Origin of the sequence: Conexibacter sp. SYSU D00693 (assembly GCF_017084525.1) — a bacterium.
Classification (GTDB): Bacteria; Actinomycetota; Thermoleophilia; order Solirubrobacterales; family Solirubrobacteraceae; genus Baekduia.
Window position 1 is genome coordinate 339864 of sequence record NZ_CP070950.1, and the last position, 25259, is coordinate 365122.

A 25259-nucleotide genomic window follows, 5' to 3' on the forward strand; every position below is an offset into this window, starting at 1 on the left:
GCCGGGCGGGGTAGGACCCCGCCATGGCCTCCAGCGACCGAGGACTGACCGTCGCGGTGACGGGTCCGACCGGCACCTTCGGCTTCGGGCTCGTGCCGTTCCTGCAGGCCGACGACCGGATCGGGCGGATCGTCGGCATCGCTCGCCGGCCCTTCGACCCCGCCGAGCACGGCTGGACGAAGATGGAGTACCGGCGCGGCGACGTGCGCGAGCCCGGGGCGCTCGCCGGGGCGTTCGCCGGCGCCGACGTCGTCATCCACCTCGCGTTCATGATCACCGGCAACGCGTCGCGCGAGGCGACGCGGGCGATCAACGTCGAGGGCACCCGCAACGCGTTCGAGGCCGCGGCCGGGGCGGGTGCCCAGCGATTCGTCTACGCCTCGTCGGTGGCGGCCTACGGCTTCCACCCCGACAACCCGGTCGGCATGGACGAGCAGTGGCCGCGTCGGCCCGCCGCGCGGCTCTTCTACGCGCAGGAGAAGGCGGAGGTCGAGGCCCTGCTCGGCGAGGCGGCGACGCGCCACCCGGAGCTCGGGCTCTACCTCCTGCGCCCGCCCATCGTCCTGGGACCGCATGCCGTGGGGGCCAAGGAGCTGCTGCCGGGTCCACTGGCCGCCCTCGGCCGGGCGGTCGGGGGGCGCGTCAGCCGGCTGCCGGTCCCGCTGCCCGCGCCGGTGCCCGACGTGCCGCTGCAGCTCATCCACGAGGACGACGTCGGCCAGGCGTTCCTGCTGTGCGCGGTGGGCGCGGGGCCGCCCGGCGCCTACAACATCGCCGCCGACGGCGTGCTGTCGCTCGTCGACGTGGCCCGGGAGCTGGGCGTGCTGCCCGTCGGCGTGCCCGGGCGCGTGGCCCACACCGCGGCGCGCGCGGTCGCGGCGGTGCCCGTCCCGCCGTTCGTCCCGCCCGTGGTGGAGTGGGTCGAGGCCGCCAGCCACCCGGCGATCATGGACACGACCAAGGCGCGGGCACAGCTCGGCTGGTCGCCGCGCTTCAGCGCCCTCGACGCCCTGCGTGCCACGCTGGGGGCGTGACCGACACCGCACCACAGGCCGTCCACGTCCCAGAGCAGTCGCGCCTCGAGCTGCGCCGCGGCGAGGAGGTCGTCGGCTGGGTCGACCTGCGGCCCGCCGGCGCCAGCACGATCATCGCCCACACTGAGGTGCTGCAGGAGGGCCAGGGCCTGGGCGGCCTGGCCGTCCGCGCGGCCGTCGAGCACATCCGCGGCGAGGGCAAGTCGGTCATCGCCGTCTGCCCGTTCGCGCTGGGCTACCTGCGCAGCCACCCCGAGCTGGCCGAGACCGAGCGCTAGTGCCCCTCGGCGGCGTGCTCGCCGCCGCGGTGGTCGCCGTCGAGGTGGCGGCGCATCGTCCGCACCTCGCGGGCCTGGTCGCGGGCGATCGTCGCGGCCAGGCGCCGCAGCGCCGGGTCGGTCCCGCGCGCGAGCTCGGCGCGGGCCATGGCGATCGCCCCTTCGTGATGGGGGACCATCATGGTCAGGAACGCCTCGTCGACGTCGGCGGCGTCGCGCAGCTGCGCGGGGTCGTCGTCCATGCCCATGGCGTGGTGCGGCACGCCGAGGTCGCCCGCCTGCGCGCCCTGCGCCGCGAGCGCCCGATCGCGCGAGCGCATCGTCGCCACCTCGGCGCGCTGGCTGCGGGCGATGCCGCGCGCGAGGTCGCGCACGAACGACGAGCGGGCGCGGCCCTGGGCGAGCCGCGCCATCTCGATCGCCGCCTCGTGGTGGGGGACCATCGCCGCCACGAACGCGCGGTCGACCTGGCCGGTCGCGGCCGCCGTCGTGGCGGTGCCCGTGTGGGTGGCGCCGCCGGGGCCGTGCTCGGCCTGGTCGTCCGCGGCCTGGCCGCCGCACGCCGCGAGGACGAACGCGGTGAGGACCGCCGGGAGCTGCAGGACAAGGCGCATCCCGGCGGTGCTACCCGGCGGGGCCTGGGCCCCGACCGCAGCGGCGTCGGAGGCCGACCGATGAGTCCGGGCGGTCGGCGTCGTCTCAACGGGCATGACGACACGCATCACCCCCAACCTCTGGTTCGACGGCAACGCCGAGGAGGCCGCCGAGTTCTACGTCTCGGTCTTCAAGGACGCCCGGATCACCGGCAAGACGCACTACCCGGCGGGCAGCCCCGGGACGAAGGGGTCGGTCATGACCGTCTCCTGGGAGCTCGACGGCCACAAGTTCGTGGGCATCAACGGCGGGCCGCAGTTCAAGTTCAACGAGGCGATCTCCTTCGAGGTCCACTGCGCCGACCAGGCCGAGGTCGACTTCTACTGGGAGCGTCTCACCGCCGACGGCGGCAAGGAGGGCCCGTGCGGCTGGTGCACCGACCGCTTCGGCGTGTCGTGGCAGGTCGTGCCCGCCGGCATGGACGAGCTCTTCGCCGACGGCGACGAGGAGCGGGCCGCCCGCGCCTTCCGTGCCATGGAGTCGATGACCAAGCTCGACGTCGCGGCGCTGCGCCGCGCCGCGGACGGGGAGGCCGTCGCCGCCTAGTGCGATCGCGCGTCACGGGCTAGCGTTCGGCCACCGTGCCGGTGGCCATCGCCAGCTCGCGGTTCGTGGGGAGGGGGCTCGAGCTCGAGCGGCTCGAGGCCGCGCTGGCCGACGCCGCGGCCGGCCGCCCGCAGACGGTGCTGGTGGGCGGCGAGGCGGGCGTCGGCAAGACGCGTCTGACGCGGGAGCTGCTCGAGCGGGCCCGGGCGACCGGCGCCATCGCGCTGCTCGGCGGCTGCGTCGACGTGGCCGACGGCGGCCTGCCGCTGTGGCCCTTCGTGGAGGCGCTGCGCGCCTACGCGGCCGACCTCGACGACGAGGCGCGCGCGGAGCTCCTCGCCGGCGCCGGGCCCGAGGTGGCCCGGATCCTGCCCGAGCTCGCGAGCGACGAGGCGGGACCGGCGCCCGCCGCCGGGGCCTCCGCCCAGGGGCGGCTCTTCGAGCTCCTGCTCGCGCTGCTGGGCCGGCTGGCCCACCGGGCGCCCCTCGTGCTCGTCGTCGAGGACCTCCACTGGGCCGACCGCTCGACCCGCGACCTGCTCAGCTTCGTCGTCCGCAGCGTGCGCACCGAGCGCCTGCTGCTCGTCGCGACCTTCCGCGCCGACGAGCTGCATCGCGGCCACCCGCTCCGGCCACTGCTGGCCGAGCTGCACCGCGCCCGCGTCGCCCAGCGCCTGGACCTCGGGCCGTTCTCGCGGGCGGAGGTCGGCGAGCAGCTCGCCGGGCTGACCGGGGCGCCGCCCGACCCCGCGCTGGTCGAGGCGGTCTTCAGCCGCTCCGAGGGCAACGCGTTCTTCGCGGAGGAGCTGCTGGCCGCCGGCGAGGAGGGCGAGGGCGAGCTGCCCTCGACCCTGCGCGACATCCTGCTCGCGCGCGTGGAGCACCGCTCGCCCGGGGCGCAGGAGCTCCTGCGCCACGCCGCCGTCGCGGGCCGGCGCGTGCCCGTCGCGCTGCTCGACGCCGTCTGCCCGCTGCCGGCGGCCGACCGCCGGGAGGCGCTGCGCGAGGTCGTCGCCCACCACCTGCTCGTCGCCGACGGCGATGACGGCTACGCCTTCCGCCACGCCCTGCTGCGCGAGGCGGTGTACGACGAGCTGCTCCCGGGCGAGCGCCGCGAGCTGCACGTGGGCTGTGGCGCCGCGCTCAGCGAGCGCCCCGAGCTCGCGGGCGATCCCGCCGTCGCCGTCGGGGAGCTCGCCTACCACTGGTGGGCGGCGCACGACGCGGCGCGGGCCCTCGAGGCGGCCGTCGTCGCGGGGCGTGCCGCGCAGGCGCGCTGGGGCTTCGCCGAGGCCCAGGCCCACCTCGAGCGGGCGCTCGACCTCTGGGACGGCGTGCCCGACGCCGCGCAGCGCACGGGGACCGACCGCGAGTCCCTGGCGCGGGAGGCGGCCGAGGCGGCCAACCTCGCCGGCGACCACGCGCGGGCAGCGGCGCTCATGCGCTCGGCGATCTCCCGGGCCGATCCGCGCGCCACCGGCCTGCTGCACGAGCGCCTCGGGCGCTACCTGTGGGCGGCGGGCGACAGCGAGGCCGCCCGATCGGCCTACGACCGGGCGCTCGAGCTCGTGCCCGCCGACCCGCCCTCGCCGGCCCGCGCCCGGGTCCTGGCCGCCCACGGCCAGAGCCTCATGCTCCTCGCGCGCTTCGAGGACGCGGTCGCCTGCTGCCAGGACGCGATCCGCGTGGCCCGCGCCGTCGGCGCGCGGGCCGAGGAGGGCCACGCCCTGAACTCGATGGGCTGCGCGCAGGGCTTCCTCGGCGACCCTGCGGCGGGCGTCGAGCACCTCCGCGCGGCGCTGGCCATCGCCGACGAGGTGGGCGACCTCGACGACCTGGGCCGCGCCTACCAGAACCTCTCGGAGCTCCTGGGCGGCCCGCTCAACCAGCTCGACGAGGCGCTCGAGGTCGCGCTCGAGGGCCAGCGGCGCATCGAGCCGCTGGGCCTGGCCCGCGACTACGGCGTCTCCCTCGAGGTCAACGCCGCCACGGCCCTGCTCGCCCTCGGGCGCTGGGCCGAGGCCGATGCGCTGCTGGCCACGGCCGAGGACCGCTCGCCGGTCGAGATGGCGGCGATCGAGCTGCGCCTCTGCCGCGCCCGGCTCGAGGTCGGCCGGGGCGACGTCCTGTCGGCCGCCGAGCACGTCGAGGCCGCGCGGCGGCTCATGGCCAGCGTGGTCGACCCGCAGTTCTGGTCGGTCCACGCGGCCACCCGCGCCGAGCTGGCGCTGTGGCAGGGCGACGTCGCGGGCGCCGCCGCGGCCGTCCAGGACGGCCTGCGGCGGCTCGAGGACGCCGATGACGCGTGGTTCGGCGCACCGCTGCTGTGGCTCGGGGCCTGGACGGCGGCCGACGCGAGCCAGCGGCGCGAGGACGCGGCCGGCCTCGAGGTGGGGGCGCTCGTGGGCCGCGCCGACGAGCTCGTCGCCGCGGCCCGGCGCCCGGGCGGCCTGTTCGTCTCGCCGGTCACCGTCGCCTTCGCCCAGAGCTGCCGGGCCGAGGCCGCGCGCCTGGCCGGCACGGGCGAGGTGGAGGCCTGGGCGGCGGCGGTCGAGGCGTGGGAGGCCGCGGGGCACCCGTTCCGCCTGGGCTGCGCGCGCTGGCGCCACGCCGAGGCGCTGCTCGCCGCCCGCCGCGGGCAGGAGGGCCGCAGCGCGCTCCTCGCCGCGCGCGACGTCGCGCGCGCGACGGGGGCGACGGCGCTCGCCCGCGAGGTGGAGGGCCTGGCCCGCCGCGCGCGGGTCGACCTCGCCGAGCGCGACGCCGCGCCGGCCGCGACCTCCGACGACCGCCACGGCCTGACGCCCCGCGAGCTGCAGGTCCTCCAACTCGTCGGCGCCGGCCACACGAACCGCGAGATCGCCGAGGCGCTGTTCGTGACCGAGAAGACGGCTGGCGCCCACGTCTCGAACATCCTGAGCAAGCTCGGGGTCCGGGGCCGCGTCGAGGCGGCCACGCTGGCCCACCGGCTGGGCCTCCTGCCGGATCCGTAGCCAAGACAGGGATCCAGCCCGCCTGCACATTGGGAGGTCTCCCAATGCGCCCGAGCCGACCGGGGACGAAGCTCGTCGGCACGGGCGACCTCCCGGCGCCCGGACCACGACTGAAGGGGCGGAAGACATGCAGGGGACCAAGCGGGCGGCCTTGGCGCTGGCCTGCGCGATCGCGGGGCTGGCGGGCACGCCGGGCCTCGCCCACGCGGAGAACGCGCGTGAGATCAACGTGGTGTTCCAGAACACCTCCGACCAGGCGCTCGACCTGACCAAGCAGGACCTCGAGCACGGCTGCTGGGGCGCCGGCTCGCCGCCGTCGCGCATCGAGGCCGGCGCGACGGTGAACATCAACTCGCGCTCGTGCGGCGTGGCCACCGGCACGGAGTTCGTGCTCGAGTACACGCTGGCGACGAGCAAGCAGCTGCTGCGCCTGCACTACGACAACCCGTACGTCGGCGTCAGCGAGTACCGCGAGCAGTCGCCGGAGGGCTACCAGGCGGTGCGCACGGGCTCCGAGGGCGACGAGGCGCGGCTGAACCTGAAGTTCTCCTGCTCGTCGGCGACGTGCGACGGCATCCCCGACGACTGGAAGCGCAACGGCGTGACCGTCGACCCCGCGGGCCCGGCCGGCCCGCAGTTCATCGACCTGCCGAAGATGGGCGTCGAGCTCGACCGTCCCAACGTCTTCGTCCACCTCGACTGGATGCAGGACGCCGCGCACGACCAGCGCCTGCGCCAGGCGGCGATCGACCGCGTCATCCGCGCCTACGACCAGGTGCCGCGCACGTGGCCCGGCGCCTCGCGGCCCGGCATCAACCTCGTGGTCGACCAGGGGCCGGACTCGACGATCGAGCCGGGCGGCCCGACGTGGGGCTCGCTCTCCAGGGCGGGCAGCGTCGGCTGGTCGGAGGGCTACCTGACCGGCTGGCGTGAGCCGGGGTACTCGCTGACGAACTTCTACGACGACGTGCGCGACCGCCTCGGTGGGGCCGGCCGGGCCGGGATCTTCCACTACGCGATCGCGCCCAGCCACATCGTCCCGTCGCGCGTCAACGCGACGACCATGGCCACCGAGTGGGACAACACCAGCGGCTACGGCGTCCCGTGGGGCTTCATCGTCTCGCTCGGCGGCTGGACCGGCGGGGTCGGCAGCGAGGACGAGCAGGCCGGCACGTTCATGCACGAGCTCGGCCACACGCTCGGCCTCAGCCACGGCGGCGCCGACGAGGAGCTGCCCGACGAGGACGGCTTCAAGCCGAACTTCCCGTCGGTCATGAACTACCTGTTCCAGACCAACGGCTACCCGCGCGGCGGCCAGCAGGCCTTCGACTACTCGCGGATCGACACGCCGGACTTCGACGAGACGAAGGCCAAGGAGGCCGACGGCATCTCGCTCGGGCCCGACGGCGGCACGACCGGCACCGGCCACCGCTGCCCGGACGGCGGGGGCGGCTTCACGAGCGTGCAGGTCGCGACGCTCAAGCCCATCGACTGGAGCTGCGCGTCCGGCGGTGAGGCCACGACGGGCTTCGACACCAACGGCGACGGTCGCCAGACGGTGCTGAAGGGCAGCACGTCGGACTGGTCGCGCCTGCAGTTCAAGCGCGGCGGCGTGGGCGGCGGCACGAACCCGGAGGCCGGCATCCCGGCCGGCGGGACCACGCCGCCCTCGAAGGAGCTGACGGTCGAGATGGACAAGCTCATCGCCGGCCCGGACAGCACGGCGCCGACGACGACGATCCACCGCGCGCCGCAGGCCAACGCCGACGGGTGGAACAACACCGACGTGTCGGTGACGTTCACCGCCGACGACGGCGCGGGCGGCAGCGGCGTCAGCGCGATCGAGGCGGCGGTCGACCTCGGCGGCTTCCAGCCGGTCACCGGTCCGATCGTCCTGAGCGACGAGGGCGTCCACGTCATCAAGTTCCGCTCGACCGACAAGGCGCAGAACGTCGAGGCCGAGCAGACGGCGTTCGTGATGATCGACAAGACCACGCCGGCGGCGAAGGGCGACGTCCTCACGCCGTTCAACGCGGCGGGCTGGCACAACCAGCCGGTGACGGTGCGGGCGACCGGCCTCGACGCGCTGGCCGGGGTCAAGTCGTTCACCCGGACGGTCTCCGGGGCCCAGGGGGCGTCCACCACGACGGTCGACGAGGACGTGACCGACTTCGTGGTCGACGAGGAGGGCGCGACGACGGTGAGCTACAAGCCCACCGACTTCGCGGGCAACGACGGTGAGACGTTCCGGATCGACGTGCGCGTCGACCGGACGGCCCCGTCGTCGACGATCGACGTGCCGCGGGGGACCTTCGCGCTGCGCCTGGGCGAGGAGCTCACGGGCACCGCGACGGACGCCACGTCGGGGGTGGGTGGGGTGACCCTCACGCTGACGCCGCAGTTCGGCGCCAAGCGCGACCCGGTCACCGTGCAGGCGCAGGTCGTCTGCCCCCGCGACGAGGCGCGCTGCACCTGGAGCGCGCCGCGGCCGCCCAAGAAGGGCGACTGGCTGGTCCAGGCCAGCGCCACGGACCGCGCCGGCAACCGCGAGCCCGCCGGCCCATCCGCCCGGGTCGCCGTGCGCTAGCGGCACGCCGCGCCGGACGCAGGACACGGGGAGCCCCGCCACCCAGGCGGGGCTCCCCCTGCGAATAGGGCGTCCTCCCGATGTGCGAGGTGCGGGGCACGGCCACCATGCTCCGCACCACCAGACCACAGGGGGAACCCATGGCAGTCGATGTGCAGGACACGCAGCTCAAGACGAAGCACCGCGCGATGTGGGCGTCGGGCGACTACCCGAAGATGGTCAGCACCTTCCTGCTGCCCCTCGGCCCGCGCCTCGTCGAGGCGTGCGGGATCCAGGCCGGCCAGCGCGTGCTCGACGTCGCCGCCGGCACCGGCAACGCGTCCATCCCGGCCGCGCAGACCGGCGCCAGCGTCGTCGCGTCCGACCTGACGCCGGAGCTGCTCGAGGCGGGCGCCGCCCGGCCCGAGGCCCAGGGCCTCGACCTCGAGTGGGTCACGGCCGACGCCGAGCGCCTGCCGTTCGAGGACGCGTCGTTCGACGTCGTCATGTCGTCGATCGGCGTGATGTTCGCGCCCCACCACCAGGCCGCGGCCGACGAGCTCGTCCGGGTCTGCAAGCCCGGCGGCACGATCGGCGTGCTCAGCTGGACGCGCGACGGCATGCTCGGCCAGCTGTTCGCGACGATGAAGCCGTTCATGCCGCCGCCCCCGCCCGGCGCCCAGCCGCCGCCGCTGTGGGGCACGGAGGAGCACTTCGCCGGGCTGTTCGGCAACCGGGTGGAGATCCGCTCGCAGCGCCGCGAGGTGCTCGAGATCGACGCGTTCACGCGCGCGCAAGACTACGGCGTGCACTTCCGCTCGTTCTACGGGCCGTCGATCTCCGCGCGGGCCAACGCCGAGAAGGAGGGACGCGCCGAGGAGTTCGACGCCGCCATCGACGCGTTCTGCGAGGAGTGGAACCGCGGCACCGCCGAGCAGGCGCGCTTCGAGAAGGAGTACCTGCTCACCGTCGCCACGCGGCGCTAGTACGGCCTCCCGCCCTCCAGGGCCGCCGGGCTCCTCGCCTTGTGCGACGAGGCCCGGCGGTGGATCATCGCCCCATGACGGCGGCCCACCGGGGCGAGGAGCTGCTGGAGGGACGCCGCGCGCTCGAGCGCGCGGAGTGGGCCGCCGCGCGCGCGACCTTCGAGTCGGCGCTCGCCGCCGGGGACTGCGCCGACGCCCACGACGGGCTCGGCCAGGCGCTCTGGATGCTCGGTGAGGTCGACGAGGCCATCGCCCGCCGCGGCCACGCCTTCGACGGGCTCGTGGCCGAGGGGCGCTGCGACGACGCGGCGCGCGTGGCGGTCTGGGTCGCCCACCAGCACCTGCTCGGCGGCCGCGCGTCGGCCTCACGAGGCTGGCTCGCGCGCGCCGAGCGCGCGCTCGACGGCGTCGGGTCGTGCGCCGGTCACGGCTGGGTCGCCGCCGAGCGCGCCCGCCAGGAGGGCGATGTGCGCGAGCAGGTCGTCCACGCCCGGCGGGCGATGGAGATCGGCCGCCGCGTCGGCGACGGCGACCTCGAGGTCTTCGCGCTGAGCATCCTCGGTCGCGCCGTCGTCCTCGCGGGCCGTCGCGAGGACGGCCTCACGCTGCTCGAGGAGGCGATGGCGGCCGCCGCGTCGGGCGCGATGCGCACCGTCCACACGCTCGCCGAGGCGTACTGCAACCTGCTCTTCGCGTGCACCGGGGCGGGGGAGTGGGAGCGCGCGAACGAGTGGTACGAGGTCGTCGCGGAGTTCGCCGTGTCCCACGGGACCCTGCCGCTGCTGGCCGCGTGCCGGACCGACCACGCCAACGTCCTGCTCGCGACGGGCCGGTGGGTCGCCGCGGAGGACGAGCTCGAGAGCGCGATGCGCACCGGCGTCGCGCACGCGCGTCAGCTGCCGGAGCTCGGCGTGCCCACGCAGGCGACGATGGCCGAGCTGCGCGTGCGCCAGGGGCGGCTGCTCGACGCGGCCCGCCTGCTGTCCGGCCGGGAGGAGCATCCCGAGTCGCTGCGCGCGCTGGCGCTGCTGCGCATCGCCGAGGGGCGGCCACAGGTGGCGGCGGGGCTGCTGTCGCGTGGTCTGCGGTCGGCCGGCGAGCAGGCGGTCCGCGCGTCCCAGCTCCTGGCGCCGCTCGTCGACGCGCTGCTGCAGGCGGGCGACCTGGCGGGCGCCGGCGCGGCGGCGGCCGAGCTCGAGGAGCTCGCCGCGACGACGTCCATCCGGCTGATCGGGGCCCGCGCGGCGCTGGCGCGCGCTCGCGTGGCTCGTGCCCTGGGACGCGGCGACGAGGCGGCCGATGCCGCCGGCCGTGCGCTGTCCGGGTTCTCCGCGCTGGCGATGCCCTTCGAGTCCGCCGAGGCGCGCCTCGAGCTCGCACGGTCCTCCGCGGTCGCCGCGCCCGACCTCGCCCTCGAGGAGGCGCGCTCGGCCTTCGAGACCTTCCGCGACCTCGGCGCCGCCCGGGCGATGGACGCCGCGGCCGGCGTCCTGCGTGACCTCGGCGCCCCCGGCACGACCCCGCGCGCCCGCGTCGCCGGCGAGCTCACCCGCCGCGAGCAGGAGGTCCTCGACCTCCTCGCCCTCGGCATGACCAACGCCCAGGTCGCCGAGCGGCTCGTCATCAGCGAGAAGACCGCGGGCCACCACGTCTCCCGGATCCTCATGAAGCTCGGCGTGCGCAACCGCGCCGAGGCCGCGGCGTACGCGGCGCGCGCGGGCGTGGCCGGTGCCGCCGGCTGACGAGCCGCTCGGCGCCCCGGCGCCTGGCGCCGGTCACCGCCGCCGCCGACGCGTGCGGGTCAGCGCAGCAGCGCGTGCGTCGTCACCGCGCGGGCGATGACGCCGCGCTCGGGGTCGACGACCTCGGCCTCGGCGGCGGCGACGCGACCGCCGGCGCGCACGCAGGTGCCGGTGCAGCGCAGCGGCCGGCCGACGAGGGCGGCACGGACGTACTGGACGCTGAGGTGCGTGTGGGGCGCGCGGACCTCGGGCTCGACGTTCGTGTGGACGGCCCAGCCGCTGGCGGAGTCGAGCAGCGCCGTGAGGTAGCCGCCGTGGACGATCCCGCCGCCGTTGGCGTGCTCCGGTCCGGGCGTCGCCTCGAGGACGACCCGCTCGGGCCGCGCCTCGACGAGCTTGAAGCCCAAGAGGGCGCTGAAGGGGCCGACCTTGCCGTCGTCGGCGCCGTCGCTGTCCACGCTCACGCAGGGAAGTCTCGCGGGACGGCGGCTGTGGTGCCCGGCCGGAACATAGGACGACTATGTGGTTCGCTAGTCTGGATCAGGCTCGATGAGCTCGCTCGCCGCCGTCTCGGACCCGCCCGTCGCCTCCGCCCCCGAGGTCCACGAGCGCGCGTTCGTCCCGGCGCTCGTCGGGATCGGCCTCGTCGTGTCGGTCATCAGCTCGCTCGGCGCGCCGCTCATCCCGACCATCGCGCAGGACCTGGGCGCGAGCCTCAGCGCCACCCAGTGGTCGCTGACCGCGACGCTCCTCGTCGGCGCGGTCGCCTCACCGCTGCTCGGCCGGCTGGGGGACGGCCCGCACCGCAAGACCGTCCTCGTCGGGGCGCTGGCGCTCGTCACGGCCGGCGGCGCGCTCGCGGCGCTGGCCGGGACGCTCGGCGTCCTGGTCGCGGGCCGCGCGCTGCAGGGCCTCGGCCTCGCGCTGATGCCGTTGACGATGGCCTCCGCCCGCGACCACCTGCCGCCCGCGCGCGCCGCCTCGACCATCGCGGTGCTCAGCGTCGTCGCGGCGGTCGGGGTCGGCCTCGGCTACCCGATCACCGGCTTCATCGCCGAGTACGCCGACGCCTCCGCGGCCTTCTGGTTCGGGACGGCCGCCAGCGCGGGGGCGCTCGTCCTCGCCGTGCTGTTCGTCCCCGCGCCCACGTCGTCGACGCCCCGCGGGCCGCTCGACGCGCGCGGCGCCGCGCTCATCGGCGCCGGCGTGCTCGCGCTGCTGCTCGCGCTGGAGAAGGCGCCGGACTGGGGGTGGGGGAGCGCCTCCACGCTCGGCCTGCTCGCCGCCGCCGCGGCCCTGCTGGCCTGGTGGACCGCCCACGAGCTGCGCGTGGACCACCCGCTCGTGGAGCTGCGCCTCGTCCGCCACCGCGCCGTGCTCACCGCCAACGTCACCGGCCTGGTGCTCGGCGTGGCGATGTACCTCGGCATCGCGCTCATCACCCAGGCGGTGCAGCTGCCCTCGATGCTCGACGAGTCGATCTTCGTCGCGGGCCTCACGCTCGTCCCGCTCTCGGTCATGTCGACGGCGTCGAGCCGCCTGCTGCCCGCCGTCCGCGGCGTCGTCGGCGAGCGCGGGACGATCCCGGCCGGCGCGACCGCCATCGCCGTCGCCATGGTCTTCTTCGCCGCGACGGGCGACCACCTGTGGCAGGCCTTCGTGACGATGGGCATCGTCGGTGCGGGCCTCGGCCTGACCTTCGCGGCGATGCCGGGACTCGTCGTCCACCACGTCCCGCACCACGAGACGTCCAGCGCGATGAGCTTCTACCAGGTGACCCGCTACGTCGGGTTCTCGATCGGCTCAGGCCTCGCCATCACGCTCCTGCGTGCCTTCGACGGCGGGGCCGACGTGCCGACCCCGGACGCCTACGCCAAGACCTTCGCGATCGGCGGCGGGCTCTGCCTCCTCGCCGCCGTCGTCGCCTGGGTCCTGCCGGGCGACGCCATCGCTCAGGAGCCGTCGAGCATCCAGCGGTAGACCTGCCCGTCGCGCAGCTCGACCCGCGCCGGCTCGCCCGCCTCCGGGCGCTTCGCGAGCTCGGCCAGCACGTTCGTGCGCCCGCGCAGGACGCGGCCGTCGGGCAGCTGCCAGTGCAGGTAGGGGTGCAGCCGCAGGCGCAGGCCGTCCCAGTCCCGCGCCCCGAGGTCGTCCCGCACGGCGCGCACCGCGTCGTCCATGCGCGGCAGTCTCGCGCAAGCCGTTCACGACGCCGCCCCCGACGCCGCCTAGGCTCGCGCCGGTGCCCAGCCCGCGCGTCGTCCCGCACCACCCGGCGGACCTCGAGGCGTGGCAGGTCCTGCGCCCGCTGCTCGACGCCGGCCCGTACCTGCCCTGGAGCTCGGGCGCCCTGCGGCCGGCCGCCCTGGTGCGGGCGTGCAACGAGGTCGTGCTCGGCGACCGCCGGGCGGTGGTCGAGTGCGGCAGCGGGATGAGCACCGTCGTCCTCGCGCGGCTCCTGCGCCAGCGCGAGGCGGGGCAGCTCGTCGCCCTCGAGCACGACGAGGGCTGGGCGCAGCGGGTGCACGACCTCCTGCGCCGTGAGGCGCTCCAGGACCGGGCGCGCGTGGTCCACGCGCCGCTCGACGGCGACCCGCCGTGGTACGCCGAGGCGGCGCTCGACGACCTGCCGATGGCCATCGACCTGCTCCTGGTCGACGGGCCGCCCGCCTACCTGCCGGGCGACGAGCACCGTCGCGCGCCCGCGCTGACGACGCTCGACGACCGCCTCGCGCACGGCGCGACGGTCGTGCTCGACGACATCGACCGTCCCGGCGAGCGCGCGGTCCTCGAGGGATGGGAGACCGCGACGGCCTGGCGCTTCGCGCGCGACGAGGTCGCGGCGGTCGCCGTCGGCGCGCGCGACCGCGCGCCGACGCTGCTCTGAGGGGCGCTAGCCCGCCGACGCCGGCTGCGCCCGCAGGGTCCCGTCCTGCGGGCCCGCCACGTGCGGACGGCCCGGCAGCCACCAGGCCCAGCGACCGGCGGCGCGCAGGCAGACCGGCAGGAGGACCAGCCGCACGACCGTCGCGTCGAGCGCCACCGCGATCGCGAGGCCGACGCCGAACTGGCGCAGCGTCGCGATGTCGGCGAGCCCGAGGGCGAGGAAGACGCCGAGCATGCTGAGCGCCGCACCGGTGACCACGGCGCGCGTGCGGGCCAGGCCGACGGCGACCGCCCGGGACGCGTCGCCCGTGCGCAGGAACTCCTCGCGCACGCGGGCGACGATGAAGACCTGGTAGTCGATCGACAGCGCGAAGATGATCCCGAAGACGGCGGTGACCGCGACCGCGTCGAGGTGCCCCGGGCCGCCGAGCAGCGGGTCGTCGCCGGCGAACAGGAGCTGGAGGAGGCCGAGCGACGCGCCGACGGTCAGGAGGTTCAGCGCGATCCCGATCAGCGGGACCACGACCGAGCGCAGCAGCACGCCGAGCAGGACCGCCGTGAGCAGCGCGAGCGCCACGACCAGCACGGGCAGGCGCGCATCGGCACGCTGGTCGTAGTCGAGCAGCAGGGCCGCCGGGCCGCCGACCGCGGCGTCGGCGCCGATCGAGGACCGCAGGCCGGCGGCCGTCCCGCGCAGGCGGTCGTAGAGGGCGATCGTCCGCGGGTCGTCCGGGCTGTGGCGGGGGACGACGAGGATCCGCGCGCCGCGACCACCGCGGGCGACGTCGACGCCGTACGGGCTCTTGCCCTCGCTCTGCAGGGCCGCCAGCAGGAAGTAGCCGGATTCGAAGAAGCTCGGCTTGGCCGCGTCGCCGGGGGTCGCCCGCGCGCCGCCGCCCGACGGTGCGGCGTCCCCGCCCAGCCCGCTGGCCGCGCTGCGCGCCGCGTCCAGGCCGCGGCTCAGCGACCCCGCGGTGCGCGCGCCGTCGCCGACGCCCGTGCGCAGGACCGCCGCGCCGTCGCGCAGGCGCTCGACGCCCGCGCCGAGGTCCTCGGCGCCGCTGCCCAGCCGCTGGAGCGCCTCGACGAGCTCGCCGCTGCCGCCCGCCAGCGCGCTGACGGCGCCACCGAGGGCCGACACTTCGCCCTTGAGGGACCCCAGCCCGGCGACCACCCGCGCGGCGCCCGTGGCCAGCCGGTTGACCTCGGCGCCCGGGACCGCCGCCGACAGGACGCCGGCGTAGCGCGCGTCGCGGTCCAGCGCGTCGACCGAGGCCGACAGCTCGCCCGGCGCGTCGGCCTGGGCCAGCGCGTCGCGGACCTTCCTGAGCGCCACCCGCGAGCGCAGTGCCGCCACCCCCGAGGTCGGCAGCGCGCGCTCGAGCTCGTCGACCGCGGTGGCGATGTGCTGGTCCTGGGCCCGCGCCTTGTCGCGCACGGCGACGACCGCGTCGCGCCGGCGGCGCAGGCGCGCCTCGAGCTCGCTGCCGGCCGCGCGCACGGAGGTCAGCGCGGTGCGCAGCGCCTGCAGGCCGTCGCGCAGCCTGCCGGCGCTCGTGGCGGCCCGGCCGGCGCCCGAGGCGAGGTCCTTGGACCCGCTGCCGGCGTCCGAGAGCCGTCGCGCGAGACGGCGGGCGCCCGCGGCGGTCCCGTCGATGCCGCCGCGCAGCTGTCCCACGCCGCCCGCGACCTTGCGCGAGCCGCTGTCCAGCGAGCCCGCCGCGCTGCCGGCGGAGCTCAGGGCGCCCTGGAGCGCGGCGGCGCCGCTGGCCGCGGTGCTCACGCCACGGTCGACGTCGGCGAGCTTGCGGGTGCGGCCCTGGAGGCTGCGCGTGAGCTTGCGCTGGCCGTCGACGGCGGCCTGGCCCGCGCGCCGCAGCCGGCGTGCCTGGGGCGCGATGGTGCCCGGGCCGAGCACCGCGGCGACCTCCGGGTCGCGCTCGAGCCGGCGTTGCAGGCGCTGCAGCGCGGCGAGGCGCTTGGGCGTCGTCATCGTCTCGGTCCGCGCGACGGCGACGAGCTCGAAGGGCGAGGACCAGCCGGCTCCGAGGGCCTCGGTCACCGCGGCGGTGTCGGCGCGCACGCGGCTGTCGTCGGGCAGCGCGCCCGCCCCCGGGGCGGCGGTGTCGAGGCCGAAGGCGGGCACGGACAGCGCCAGGAGCGCCAGCGCGACGACGGCGGCGGCCCCGCGGCCCGGCACCCGCCCGGCACGCGGCTCGCGCGCCGGGACGCGGCGGCGGCCGAGGTCGAGCCGGTCCCCGAGCAGGACGAGCGCCGCGGGCATCACCAGGGCGGCGCCGAGCGCGCTCAGCGCGGCCACGGCGCTCACGCCCACGGCGGCCGACAGGACCGACGCACCGGGGGCCAGCGCGGCCGCCGCCGCCATGGCGACGACGATCGCGGCGCCCGCGACGACGATCGTCCGCGACGTGGGCGCGGCCGCGCGGTGGACGGCGAGGGCCGGGTCGTCGCCCGGCGCCAGCCCCGCGCGTTCCTCGCGGGTGCGCGAGACGACCAGCAGCGCGTAGTCGACGGCGAGGGCGAGGCCCATCATCGTCGCGATCGACGTCGCGAACGCGTCGAGCTCGAGGACGCCGGCCAGCAGCCGCAGCACGCCGGTGGAGGCCAGGATCGTCGTCGCGCCGAACGCGACGGGCAGCAGGGCGGCCAGCGGCGCGCGGAAGACGAGCAGCAGGACGAGCAGGAGGACCGGGAGCGCGATCAGCTCGGCGCGGTGGACCGCGCGCAGGGAGCTGCGCACGCCGTCGCGGCTCACGGCGTCCAGGCCGGTGACGTGGGCCTGGACGGGACCGTGGACCGCCCTGCGGGCCAGGTCCTCGACCTCGCGGGCGCGCGTGCGCACCGCGTCGGCCGACCCGGTCACCGAGGCGATCACGAGCACCGTCCCGGGCTCCGGGCGCAGCGGGGTGGAGGCCGCGGCACCGGCGCTCCACGGCGACATGACGAGCACGCCGCGCTCACGGCTCAGCCGGGCGACCAGCGCGCGGCCCTGCGCGTCCACGGCCTTCGCCGGACCCTGCAGCAGGACCGGGACGGTCGCCTCGTCCTGGAACGTCGACGCCGCCAGCGAGCGGGCCTTCGCGGACTCCGATCCGCCGATCCGGACGCTCGTGCCGTGCAGGGCCGAGCCGACGTCGCGCCCGACGAGCGCGAGGACGCCGGCCACGAGCAGCCAGGCCAGCAGCGCCAGGCGGGGACGGCGGGCGGCGAAGCGGGCAGGCGTGGTCGCAGGACGGCGGACGCCGTCCATCCGGAGATGGGGCACGAGACGGACTCCCGGTCAGAGGCAGTGGCCCTTGCGCCACTGGACGGATGTCGTATCGGCAGCGGGTGTCCGCCACTTGACACCGTCCGCGACGGGCGGCGGCGACAGCGCTCCTGCACGCCGCGACCCCGCCGTCCGCGATGCTGCACGCCATGGCGAAGGCCGAGGAGGCGATGGTCGAGGCGGGCGGGCGCGAGGTGCGCGTCAGCAGCCCGAGCCGCGTGATCTTCCCCGCGACCGACCGCACGCCCGAGGTCACCAAGCTGCAGGTCGCCGAGTACTACATCGCCGTCGGCGACGGCATCCTGCGCGCCCTGCGCAACCGCCCGACGACGCTCGAGCGCTGGCCCAAGGGCGTCCATCCCGGCATGGTGCTCGCGACGCGCGAGGACCCCCGGGGCCACGACGCCTTCTACCAGAAGCGCATCCCGCGGGGCGCCCCCGAGTACGTCGAGACGGCGCGCATCCAGTTCCCCTCCGGCCGCCACGCCGACGAGATCTGCCCGACCGAGCTGGCGGTCGTCGCCTGGTGCGCCCACATGGGGACGATCACCTTCCACCCGTGGCCCGTGCGCAAGGGCGACGTCGAGCACCCCGACGAGCTGCGCATCGACCTCGACCCGCAGCCCGGGACCGACTTCAAGGACGCCGTGGCGATGGCCCACGAGGCCAAGGGCCTGCTCGACGACCTCGGCATGGTGGGCTTCCCGAAGACCTCCGGCGGGCGCGGGATCCACATCTACGTGCGCATCGAGCCGCGCTGGACCTTCACCGACGTCCGCCACGCCGCCATCGCCTTCGGCCGCGAGCTCGAGCGCCGCGCGCCCGGCAAGGTCACGACGAAGTGGTGGAAGGAGGAGCGCGGCGAGCGGATCTTCGTCGACTACAACCAGAACGCGCGCGACCGCACGATCGCCTCGGCGTACTCCATCCGCCCGAAGCCCGGGGCGCCGGTGTCGGGACCGTTCGCCTGGGACGAGCTCGACGACGTCGCGCCCGAGGACTTCACCGTCGCGTCGATGCCCGCGCGCTTCGCGCAGGTCGGCGACCGCCACGCCGCCATCGACGACGTCGCCCACTCGCTGGAACGGCTGCTGGAGCTGTACGAGCGCGACGAGGCCGAGGGCCTGACCGACATGCCCTATCCGCCCGAGTACCCCAAGATGCCGGGCGAGCCCATGCGCGTGCAGCCCAGCCGGGCCAAGCAGCAGCCGGGGCAGGAGTGAGGCCGGGCGGCCCGCCGGCCGCCATCATGTGCCGATGCTCCGGCGTCTGGTGTGCTGCATCGGCCTCGTCCTCGCGGGGCTGGCGAGCGTGCCGGCGGCCGCCCACGCCGGCTTCTCGACGCCGCCCGGGGCGACCTGGACGCAGGGCTTCATCCGCCAGGCCGACGGCACGACGCTGCACTACGACCTGCTGCGCCCCAAGGGCCTGCCCAAGGACGCCAGGACCCCGGTCATCGTGTCCATCGGCCCGTACTTCGGCCATGCCGGCCAGACGGGGCCGGCCGGACCGGTCGAGGGCACGAGCTACGACCCGCTGGGCACCCCGGGCCCGTCGGACCGCTTCCGCGACGTCGTCGAGGGCGCGAAGCTCATGGAGCGCGGCTACGCGTTCCTCATGGTCGACCTGCGCGGCTTCGGCGGCTCGAACGGCTGCCTGGACTGGGGCGGGCCGGGGGAGCAGGCCGACGTCAAGGCCGCGGTCGAGTGGGCGGCGTCCCAGCCGTGGTCGACCGGCAAGGTCGGCATGTACGGCAAGAGCTACGACGGCGTCACGGGGCTCATCGGCGGCGTCTCGAACCCGAAGGGCCTCGCGGCGGTCGTCTCCCAGGAGCCGGTCTACGACCTGTACCGCTACCTCTACGCCGACGGCGTCCGCTACACCAACTCGCTGCTGACGCCCGCGCTGTACATCGCCATCGACGCCACCGGCTTCGCCCTGCAGGACTCGTCGCAGGTCCTGCTCAACAACGCCGGCAGCGTCGCCTGCTACCCCGGCGACTACCTCGCCCAGCAGAGCGACGTCCACGACGCGCCGTTCTGGAAGGCCCGCGACCTCATTCGCCGCGCGCCCGCCGCGAAGGTCCCGCTGCTGCTGACCCAGGGCTTCCTCGAGAACAACACGAAGCCGGACGGCAGCTTCGACTTCTTCAGCGCCTACGGCGGCCCCAAGCGCGCGTGGTTCGGGATGTGGGACCACGTCCGGGGCAACGACGTCGACGCGGAGGGCAAGCTCAAGATGGGCCGTCAGGGCTGGTTCGACGAGGTCATGCGCTTCTTCGACCACCACGTGCGCGACGTGCCGCTGGTCGACGCGCCGGTCGACCGCGACCCGCCGGTCGTCGTCCAGTCCAGCGACGGCGGCTGGCGCGCCGAGCCGGCGTGGCCGCCCGCTGACGCCACGGACGTCGTCGCGCCGCTGCGCGACGGCAGCTACGTCGACGACGCGATGAACGCCGGCACGTCCGAGGTCGCCGCGCAGGGGCTGCTGGCGGGTCGGGGTCGGGGCGTCTGGACGGTCAGCCCGCCGCTGCCCCACGCGGCGCACCTCGCGGGCGTCCCGCGCTTCAGCGCCGACGTCGCGGTCTCCCGGCCGTTCGCCAACCTCGTCGTCGACCTCTACGACGTCGACCCGGCGGGCAGCGCGACGCTCGTGTCGCGCAACGCCCGGCGGATCGACCGCAGCGGCCGCCACGACCTCGCCCTGTACGGCAACGACTGGAAGCTCCCCGCCGGGCACCGGATCGGCGTCCTCGTCACCGGCTCGAACATGGACTGGTGGCTGCACGTGCCGACGCTGCAGACCGTCCGCGTCAGGGGCGCGACCCTGCGCCTGCCGTTCCTCCGCCACACGCGCGAGGCCGCGCTGCCGGGCGAGCCGGCCGAGCGGCTGAAGGCCTACCGCGAGCGGGCGCCGTTCACCGTGGACGGCGAGACGCTCGCCGCCGCGACCGACGCGGCCTTCCCGGTCCCGCCGGCGCAGACGCCGCCGCCCGCCGCGGCCGCCACCTCGGCCAGGCCCAAGCGCGCCGCGACGCCGCGGCTCGTCGTCCGGCTCTCCCGGCGCTCGACGCGGAGGGTCGTCGTCCACGGCACCGCGCCGACGGGCTTCCGCGTGCGCATCGCCGTCCGGCAGGGCACCCGCACGATCGGCCGGCGGACGGTGACGGCGAAGGTGGGTGCGTTCCGGGCGACGGTCCGCGTGCGTCCCCGCGGACGCGGGCGTGTGCGGGCGCACGTCACCGCCACGCGGGGCCGGACCGTCCTGCGGGCGCGGTCGGCGGCGCTGGTCCTGCGCCGGCGCTAGCGCCCGTGGTGCTCGTGCTCGCGCGCGACCACGGTCAGCGCGACGAGCCGCGACACGAGCACCGCGACGAAGCCGACGCCCGCGAGCTGCTCGACCATCACGAGCCCGCGGGCGAACGGCTGCACCGGGACGACGTCGCTCAACCCGGTGCTCGTGAGCGTCGTGACGCTGAGGAACAGCAGCTCGATCCACGTGCGGTGCTCGCCCTCGGTCGCGGCGATGAAGCTCCCGGGCTCGATCGCCTGGCAGACGACGAACGCGTAGGCGAACGCCCACGCCAGCAGGGTGAAGGTCGCGCCGATCCCGAACAGGTCGTCGCGCGTCACGTGCGGGTCGCCGACCAGGTGCGCGATGAGCAGCCCCGCGACGTAGAAGTAGAGGATCGCCTCGAGCGCCGAGGAGTAGGGGAGCAGCTCGGAGCTGCGCGTCGCCGCCTGGATGAGCAGCAGGACCGCGGCGGGCGTGCCCACCACCAGCGCGACGTGCGTGACGCCGGGCTTGCTGCGCACGATCCGGATGACGAGCCCGAGGATGAGGATCCCGAACAGGCTGAACAGCGCCCGCCCGGCGTCGTTGTCCTTCATGAACGGGTAGAGCAGGATCCCGGCCAGCTGGGCGGCCAGGAGCGTGGCCGACGGCTGCTGGCGGAAGAAGTCGCGCACCGCGGCAAGGTAGCCCCGGCCGCGGACGGCGCAGCCCTAGTGGGCGATCGGCGCGTAGTGCTCGGCGAAGACCTTCGCGACGAGCTCGCCGCGGCTGCACACGCCGACCTTCTCGAAGACGGACTTCACGTGGTCGCGCACGGTGTGGGGCGAGACGCCGAGCTGCGCCGCGACCTCGCCGGTCCCGAGGCCGCGGGCGATGGCGCGCGTGACGTCGAGCTCGCGCTCGGTCAGCCCGTAGGCCTCCACGATCAGCGGCGCGACGTCGGCCGCCTTGGCCGGCGGGAGGGGCGCCGGCGGACCGTGACCCTGTCCTGAGGCGCGCTATCGCGCCGGAGAGCAGGGTCGCGGTCGGTCGGCTCCGATGGCCCCGGGCGGGACGCCACCACCGCTGGCTCCGTCGGCACCCACCGACCCACGGCAGCCCCTAGGCCGCCGCCAGCGCCACCGGCTGCCACGCGCGCCAGGTGTCCAGGCGCTCCTGGTGCTGGCGCTCGATGGCCTCGAACGAGCGGCCCAGGAGGACCTGGCGCGGCGGGTCCTCGCTGTCGACGACCTGCAGCAGCGCGTCGGCGGTGTTCGTGGGGTCGCCGAGGTCCCACTCGAAGGCCAGCGCCTCGCGGACGCCGTCGTACTGCGCCATGCGCGGGCTCAGGTGCGCGCTCTCGGCGAAGCCGGTCGCGTAGGGGCCGGGCTCCAGGCAGGTGACCTTGATGCCGAACGCCGCGACCTCCTGGGCCAGCGACGCGCTCAGGCCCTCGACCGCCCACTTCGACGCGTGGTAGGCGCCGAACTCCGGGAAGGCGCGCACGCCGCCCTCGCTGGTGACCTGCACGAGGTGGCCGTGGCCCTGTTCGCGCATGGTCGGCAGGGCGGCCTGGGTGACCCAGAGCGTCCCGAGCAGGTTCGTCTCGAGCTGCGCGCGGACCTCCTCCGGCTGCAGCTCCTCGACCATGCCGATGTGGCCGAAGCCGGCGTTGTTGAGGACGACGTCGAGGCGGCCGAAGCGGGCGACGGCCTGCTGCACCGCGGCGAACGCGGCGTCGCGGTCGGTGACGTCGAGGGTGAGGGGGAGGACCCGCCCGCCGAAGCGCTCGGCGAGGGGCTGGAGGGCGGCGGCGTCGCGGGCCGTGGCCGCGACCTGGTCGCCGCGCTCGAGCGCCGCCTCGGTCCACAGGCGGCCGAGGCCGCGGGACGCGCCGGTGATGAACCACGTCTTCGTCTGCATGAGGTCCACGGTAGGTCCGGGACGGCATGCTGTCGACGAGGACTTCGCACGGATGCCATGCTTGTAGCGCATGGCTGCCGAACCGCTGCCCGAGCTGTCGCTCACCGGCCTGCGCGTCGTGCGCCAGGTCGCGTCGTCCGGGTCGTTCAGCGCGGCGGCCGACGCGCTGGACTACACGCAGTCCGCGGTCTCGCGGCAGGTCGCGACGGTCGAGCAGGCGGTCGGAGCGCCGCTGTTCGAACGCCTGCCGCGCGGCGTACGGCCCACGCCGGCGGGCGAGCTCCTGCTGCGCCACGCCGAGGCCATCCTCGACCGCGTCGGCGCGGCGCAGCTCGCGCTGGCCGGCCTGCGCGACGAGGTGCAGGGCCGGCTCGCGCTGGGTGCCATCCCGGTCGCGATGGCCGCGCTCGTCCCCCGGGCGGTCGCCCGGCTCGCCGCCCAGCACCCGGGTGTGGAGGTGAGCCTCTCGGAGGCGGGGACGCCCGCCCTCGTGCGCCGGCTGCGCGCCGGACGCCTCGCATGCGCGGTCATCGCGACCGGCCACGGGCTCGAGGACCCCCACCTCGACGGCCTCGAGACCGACGTCCTCCTCGAGGGGCGGATGTTCGTCGCGGTCGCCGAAGGCCACCGCCTGGCCCGGCGCGCGACCGTGCGGCCCGACGAGCTCGAGGACGAGCCGTGGGTCACCGGCGACCTCTCGGCGGCCGGCCCGCAGTTCGGCGCGTGGCCCGCCTCCGCCGTGCCGCGGCGCACCGCCTTCGCCACCCGCGAGTGGTCGACGCGCCTGGGCCTCGTCGCGGCCGGCCTCGGCGTCGCGGTCGTCCCGGAGGTCCTGGCTCCCGTCGTTCCTGCCGGCATCGTCCTGCTCGACGTCGACGACCCCGGCGCGGTGCGTCGCGGCGCGCTCGCCGTGACCCAGCCCGACCGCTCGCCGGGCCTCGCGGCGCTCGTGCGCGCGCTGCGCGCGGAGGGTGGCGCGCTGGTCTCCGGGGGTCCGCGCTAGGCCGCGGCGCGCGCGGAGCGCTGGGGCTCGGCGTGCTCGCCGACGACCCCGACGGTCGAGTGCTCGAGCTCGTCGGCCAGCGCCCGCAGCTGCGCGGCGAGCACGCGCGCCTCGTCGGTCGGCTCGCGCGTCGTGCGCGCGACCGTCAGCGCCTTCGCGGCGCGCTTGGCCGTCTTCGTGCGCAGCCCGCGGCGGTGGAGGTCCCTCGCGAGCTTCTTCGTGGTCTGCTTGCCCATCGCCTCTGGCGTACCCGCCGCCGCGATCGCCCGCACGCCAGCTCGCCCAGTAGGTTGACGCCCCCGTCATGATCGCCTCCCAGGGACCCATCGCCGTCTACGGCGCCACCGGCTTCACCGGCAAGCTCGTCGCCGCCGAGCTCGCCCGGCGCGGCGTGCCCGCGGTGCTGTGCGGGCGCAGTGCGGCGAACCTCGAGCCGCTCGCCGCGCAGCACGGCTTCGAGGCGCGGGCCGCCGCGAACACGGACCCGGCGGCCCTGCGCGCCGCCTTCGAGGGGTGCGCCGCGGTCATCTCCTGCGCAGGGCCGTTCCTCGAGGTCGGCGAGCCCGTGGTCGAGGCGGCGATCGACGCGGGCTGCCACTACGTCGACACGACGGGCGAGACGCCGTTCATCCAGCTCGTCCTCGAGCGCCACGGGCCGCGAGCGGAGGCCCAGGGCGTGACGCTCGTGCCGGGCATCGGCTTCGACTACCTCCCAGGCGACCTCATCGCGCACCTTGCCGCCGAGGGCCAGGAGCGCCTCGACGAGCTCGTCGTCGCCTACGCCGTCGAGGCGTTCCGCGCGACCCGGGGGACGACGCGCAGCGCGCTGCTGATGCTAGGGGAGGGCGACTGGCGCCAGCCGCTCGGCCTGACCTTCGACTTCGACGCGCCCATCGGCCGGCGGCGCATGTCGCGCTACCCCAGCGGCGAAGCGGTCACGGTCCCCCGCCACACGAGCGCCAGGACCGTCACGACGCTGCTGACGAGCGCGACCGTCGCGCCGCATCCCGCCCTCGAGCGCGCGACGCCGCTGCTCTCCGCGCCCATGGCCCTGGCCTTCCGCTCCAAGCGGCTGCGTGCGCTGCTCGACAAGGCCATCGACCGGCTCCCGGAGGGCCCGAGCGAGGAGAGCCGCGCGAGCGTGCGCTGGACCGTGACCGCCGAGGCCCGCCCGGCCGGCCGTCGCGCGACGGTCAGCGGTCCCGACGTCTACGGCGTCACCGGCACGATCACCGTCGAGGCGGCGACCCGCCTCGCGCGCGGGGAGGCCAAGAAGGCCGGCGGCGCCGCGCCCAGCGAGGCGTTCGACCCGCGCAGCTTCCTCGACGCGCTGGCGCCCGCGGGCGTGACGTACCGGGCGCCCTAGGCCGCGGCTCCGTGCTCGGTCACGAGCGCGAGCCAGACGATGCCGACGCCGATGAGCCCGATCGCCGCGAAGCGCGACGGCGTCGCCGGCTCGCCGAGCAGCGCCATCGCCACGAGCGCGGTGCCGACCGCGCCGGTGCCGGTCCAGATCGCGTAGGCCGTGCCGACGGGCAGGGAGCGCAGGGCCAGCGAGAGCAGGACGACGCTGCCGATCGCCGCGACGACGAAGACGGCGGTCGGGGCCGGCGCGGTCAGGCCGTGGGACTTCTTGAGGGCGAGCGCCCAGACGACCTCGAGGGCGCCTGCGGCGAACAACGCGAGCCAGGTCATGACGATCTCCGGATGTCGGTGACAGGAGCGCGTCGTCTGACATGACCGGGTACGGCGCGTCTCGTCCGGCCGGGCGCCGCTCAGGGCGACCGGACCATCGACGGTAGCACCGGGCCGACCGCCGACCCGGCGCGTCGCCGCGCCGGTCGCCGGGGAAGACCCCGACCCATGGCCGACAACGTCTACAAGTCCATCGAGGTCACCGGCACGTCGCCGTCGTCCATCGACGACGCCATCAGCGGCGCCATCGCCAAGGCCTCCGAGTCCGTGCGCAACCTGGACTGGTTCGAGGTGACCCAGATCCGCGGCCACATCGAGGAGCAGAAGGTCGAGCACGTCCAGGTGACGATGAAGATCGGCTTCCGGCTGGAGTGACCGCCGGGTCGCGGCA

At 76.0% G+C, this 25259-nt stretch carries 22 protein-coding genes, 1 pseudogene and 1 riboswitch; of the genes and pseudogenes, 14 read left to right on the plus strand and 9 right to left on the minus strand.

Going from position 1 to position 25259, the window contains the following annotated elements; all coding sequences use genetic code 11:
* The first annotated feature begins 23 nt into the window (after nucleotides 1-23).
* Complete coding sequence (locus tag JUB12_RS01730; RefSeq protein WP_205697893.1) at nucleotides 24-1034, plus strand: NAD-dependent epimerase/dehydratase family protein; 1011 nt, start codon at nucleotides 24-26, stop codon at nucleotides 1032-1034.
* Nucleotides 1031-1312: a GNAT family N-acetyltransferase gene (locus JUB12_RS01735; RefSeq protein WP_205697894.1), complete on the plus strand. Its 282-nt coding sequence runs from the start codon at nucleotides 1031-1033 to the stop codon at nucleotides 1310-1312. The genes JUB12_RS01730 and JUB12_RS01735 overlap by 4 nt, the downstream gene beginning before the upstream one ends.
* Here JUB12_RS01735 and JUB12_RS01740 read toward each other — a convergent pair.
* Complete coding sequence (locus tag JUB12_RS01740) at nucleotides 1309-1926, minus strand: DUF305 domain-containing protein (protein WP_205697895.1); 618 nt, start codon at nucleotides 1924-1926, stop codon at nucleotides 1309-1311. The genes JUB12_RS01735 and JUB12_RS01740 overlap by 4 nt on opposite strands.
* 94 nt (nucleotides 1927-2020) lie before the next feature.
* Between JUB12_RS01740 and JUB12_RS01745 the strand changes: the two genes are divergently transcribed.
* The 5 genes from JUB12_RS01745 (at nucleotide 2021) to JUB12_RS01765 (ending at nucleotide 10799) form a co-directional block, all read left to right on the plus strand.
* Entirely contained in the window at nucleotides 2021-2512 is a 492-nt protein-coding gene (locus JUB12_RS01745) for a VOC family protein (protein WP_205697896.1), read from the plus strand.
* Nucleotides 2513-2547: 35 nt separating this feature from the next.
* Entirely contained in the window at nucleotides 2548-5505 is a 2958-nt protein-coding gene (locus JUB12_RS01750) for a helix-turn-helix transcriptional regulator (protein WP_205697897.1), read from the plus strand.
* 127 nt (nucleotides 5506-5632) lie between these two features.
* Nucleotides 5633-8092 carry an OmpL47-type beta-barrel domain-containing protein gene (locus JUB12_RS01755; protein ID WP_205697898.1) on the plus strand — a complete coding sequence of 820 codons (2460 nt, stop codon included), beginning with the start codon at nucleotides 5633-5635 and terminating at the stop codon, nucleotides 8090-8092.
* A 140-nt stretch (nucleotides 8093-8232) separates the two neighbouring features.
* On the plus strand, nucleotides 8233-9057 hold the full coding sequence (locus JUB12_RS01760; protein ID WP_205697899.1) for a class I SAM-dependent methyltransferase: 825 nt from the start codon (nucleotides 8233-8235) through the stop codon (nucleotides 9055-9057).
* A gap of 74 nt (nucleotides 9058-9131) precedes the next feature.
* Complete coding sequence (locus JUB12_RS01765) at nucleotides 9132-10799, plus strand: helix-turn-helix transcriptional regulator (RefSeq protein ID WP_205697900.1); 1668 nt, start codon at nucleotides 9132-9134, stop codon at nucleotides 10797-10799.
* Nucleotides 10800-10858: 59 nt separating this feature from the next.
* Here JUB12_RS01765 and JUB12_RS01770 read toward each other — a convergent pair whose 3' ends face one another.
* Nucleotides 10859-11263 (minus strand): PaaI family thioesterase, encoded by a 405-nt coding sequence (locus JUB12_RS01770; RefSeq protein ID WP_205697901.1) that lies wholly within the window; start codon nucleotides 11261-11263, stop codon nucleotides 10859-10861.
* Nucleotides 11264-11348: 85 nt separating this feature from the next.
* Between JUB12_RS01770 and JUB12_RS01775 the strand changes: the two genes are divergently transcribed.
* Nucleotides 11349-12779 (plus strand): MFS transporter, encoded by a 1431-nt coding sequence (locus JUB12_RS01775; RefSeq protein WP_205697902.1) that lies wholly within the window; start codon nucleotides 11349-11351, stop codon nucleotides 12777-12779.
* On the opposite strand, the gene JUB12_RS01780 is transcribed toward JUB12_RS01775, so the two are convergent.
* Nucleotides 12752-12979: a hypothetical protein gene (locus JUB12_RS01780; RefSeq protein ID WP_205697903.1), complete on the minus strand. Its 228-nt coding sequence runs from the start codon at nucleotides 12977-12979 to the stop codon at nucleotides 12752-12754. The two genes, JUB12_RS01775 and JUB12_RS01780, sit on opposite strands and share 28 nt — an antisense overlap.
* 62 nt (nucleotides 12980-13041) lie before the next feature.
* Here JUB12_RS01780 and JUB12_RS01785 point away from each other — a divergent pair, with 62 nt between their 5' ends.
* Entirely contained in the window at nucleotides 13042-13686 is a 645-nt protein-coding gene (locus tag JUB12_RS01785; protein WP_205697904.1) for a class I SAM-dependent methyltransferase, read from the plus strand.
* Nucleotides 13687-13692: 6 nt separating this feature from the next.
* Here JUB12_RS01785 and JUB12_RS01790 read toward each other — a convergent pair whose 3' ends face one another.
* Nucleotides 13693-16971 (minus strand): MMPL family transporter, encoded by a 3279-nt coding sequence (locus JUB12_RS01790; protein ID WP_205697905.1) that lies wholly within the window; start codon nucleotides 16969-16971, stop codon nucleotides 13693-13695.
* A gap of 152 nt (nucleotides 16972-17123) precedes the next feature.
* Between JUB12_RS01790 and ligD the strand changes: the two genes are divergently transcribed.
* A complete protein-coding gene (gene ligD / locus JUB12_RS01795; RefSeq protein WP_205697906.1) occupies nucleotides 17124-18197 on the plus strand; it encodes a non-homologous end-joining DNA ligase in 1074 nt (357 codons plus the stop codon).
* Nucleotides 18198-18231: 34 nt separating this feature from the next.
* On the plus strand, nucleotides 18232-20280 hold the full coding sequence (locus JUB12_RS01800) for a CocE/NonD family hydrolase (protein WP_205697907.1): 2049 nt from the start codon (nucleotides 18232-18234) through the stop codon (nucleotides 20278-20280).
* Here JUB12_RS01800 and JUB12_RS01805 read toward each other — a convergent pair.
* From JUB12_RS01805 to JUB12_RS01815, 3 genes and pseudogenes are all read right to left on the minus strand, one after another.
* Nucleotides 20277-20942 carry a potassium channel family protein gene (locus JUB12_RS01805; RefSeq protein ID WP_205697908.1) on the minus strand — a complete coding sequence of 222 codons (666 nt, stop codon included), beginning with the start codon at nucleotides 20940-20942 and terminating at the stop codon, nucleotides 20277-20279. The two genes, JUB12_RS01800 and JUB12_RS01805, sit on opposite strands and share 4 nt — an antisense overlap.
* Before the next feature lie 36 nt (nucleotides 20943-20978).
* Nucleotides 20979-21203: pseudogene (locus JUB12_RS01810) on the minus strand (response regulator transcription factor); the annotation flags it as partial.
* Nucleotides 21204-21369: 166 nt separating this feature from the next.
* Nucleotides 21370-22170 (minus strand): SDR family NAD(P)-dependent oxidoreductase, encoded by an 801-nt coding sequence (locus tag JUB12_RS01815; RefSeq protein ID WP_205697909.1) that lies wholly within the window; start codon nucleotides 22168-22170, stop codon nucleotides 21370-21372.
* Nucleotides 22171-22240: 70 nt separating this feature from the next.
* On the opposite strand from JUB12_RS01815, the gene JUB12_RS01820 reads away from it, so the two are divergent.
* Nucleotides 22241-23173 (plus strand): LysR family transcriptional regulator, encoded by a 933-nt coding sequence (locus JUB12_RS01820; protein ID WP_205697910.1) that lies wholly within the window; start codon nucleotides 22241-22243, stop codon nucleotides 23171-23173.
* Here JUB12_RS01820 and JUB12_RS01825 read toward each other — a convergent pair.
* Complete coding sequence (locus JUB12_RS01825) at nucleotides 23170-23409, minus strand: hypothetical protein (RefSeq protein WP_205697911.1); 240 nt, start codon at nucleotides 23407-23409, stop codon at nucleotides 23170-23172. The two genes, JUB12_RS01820 and JUB12_RS01825, sit on opposite strands and share 4 nt — an antisense overlap.
* A gap of 68 nt (nucleotides 23410-23477) precedes the next feature.
* On the opposite strand from JUB12_RS01825, the gene JUB12_RS01830 reads away from it, so the two are divergent.
* Nucleotides 23478-24539 carry a trans-acting enoyl reductase family protein gene (locus JUB12_RS01830; protein ID WP_205697912.1) on the plus strand — a complete coding sequence of 354 codons (1062 nt, stop codon included), beginning with the start codon at nucleotides 23478-23480 and terminating at the stop codon, nucleotides 24537-24539.
* Here the strand turns inward: JUB12_RS01830 and JUB12_RS01835 are convergent.
* Nucleotides 24536-24868, minus strand: coding sequence for a multidrug efflux SMR transporter (locus tag JUB12_RS01835; RefSeq protein WP_205697913.1), 333 nt, complete (start codon nucleotides 24866-24868; stop codon nucleotides 24536-24538). The two genes, JUB12_RS01830 and JUB12_RS01835, sit on opposite strands and share 4 nt — an antisense overlap.
* 26 nt (nucleotides 24869-24894) lie before the next feature.
* Nucleotides 24895-24963, minus strand: a riboswitch (guanidine-III (ykkC-III) riboswitch).
* A gap of 73 nt (nucleotides 24964-25036) precedes the next feature.
* On the opposite strand from JUB12_RS01835, the gene JUB12_RS01840 reads away from it, so the two are divergent.
* Nucleotides 25037-25243, plus strand: a complete 207-nt coding sequence (locus tag JUB12_RS01840) for a dodecin (protein ID WP_205697914.1) — start codon at nucleotides 25037-25039, stop codon at nucleotides 25241-25243.
* Nucleotides 25244-25259: the final 16 nt, after the last annotated feature.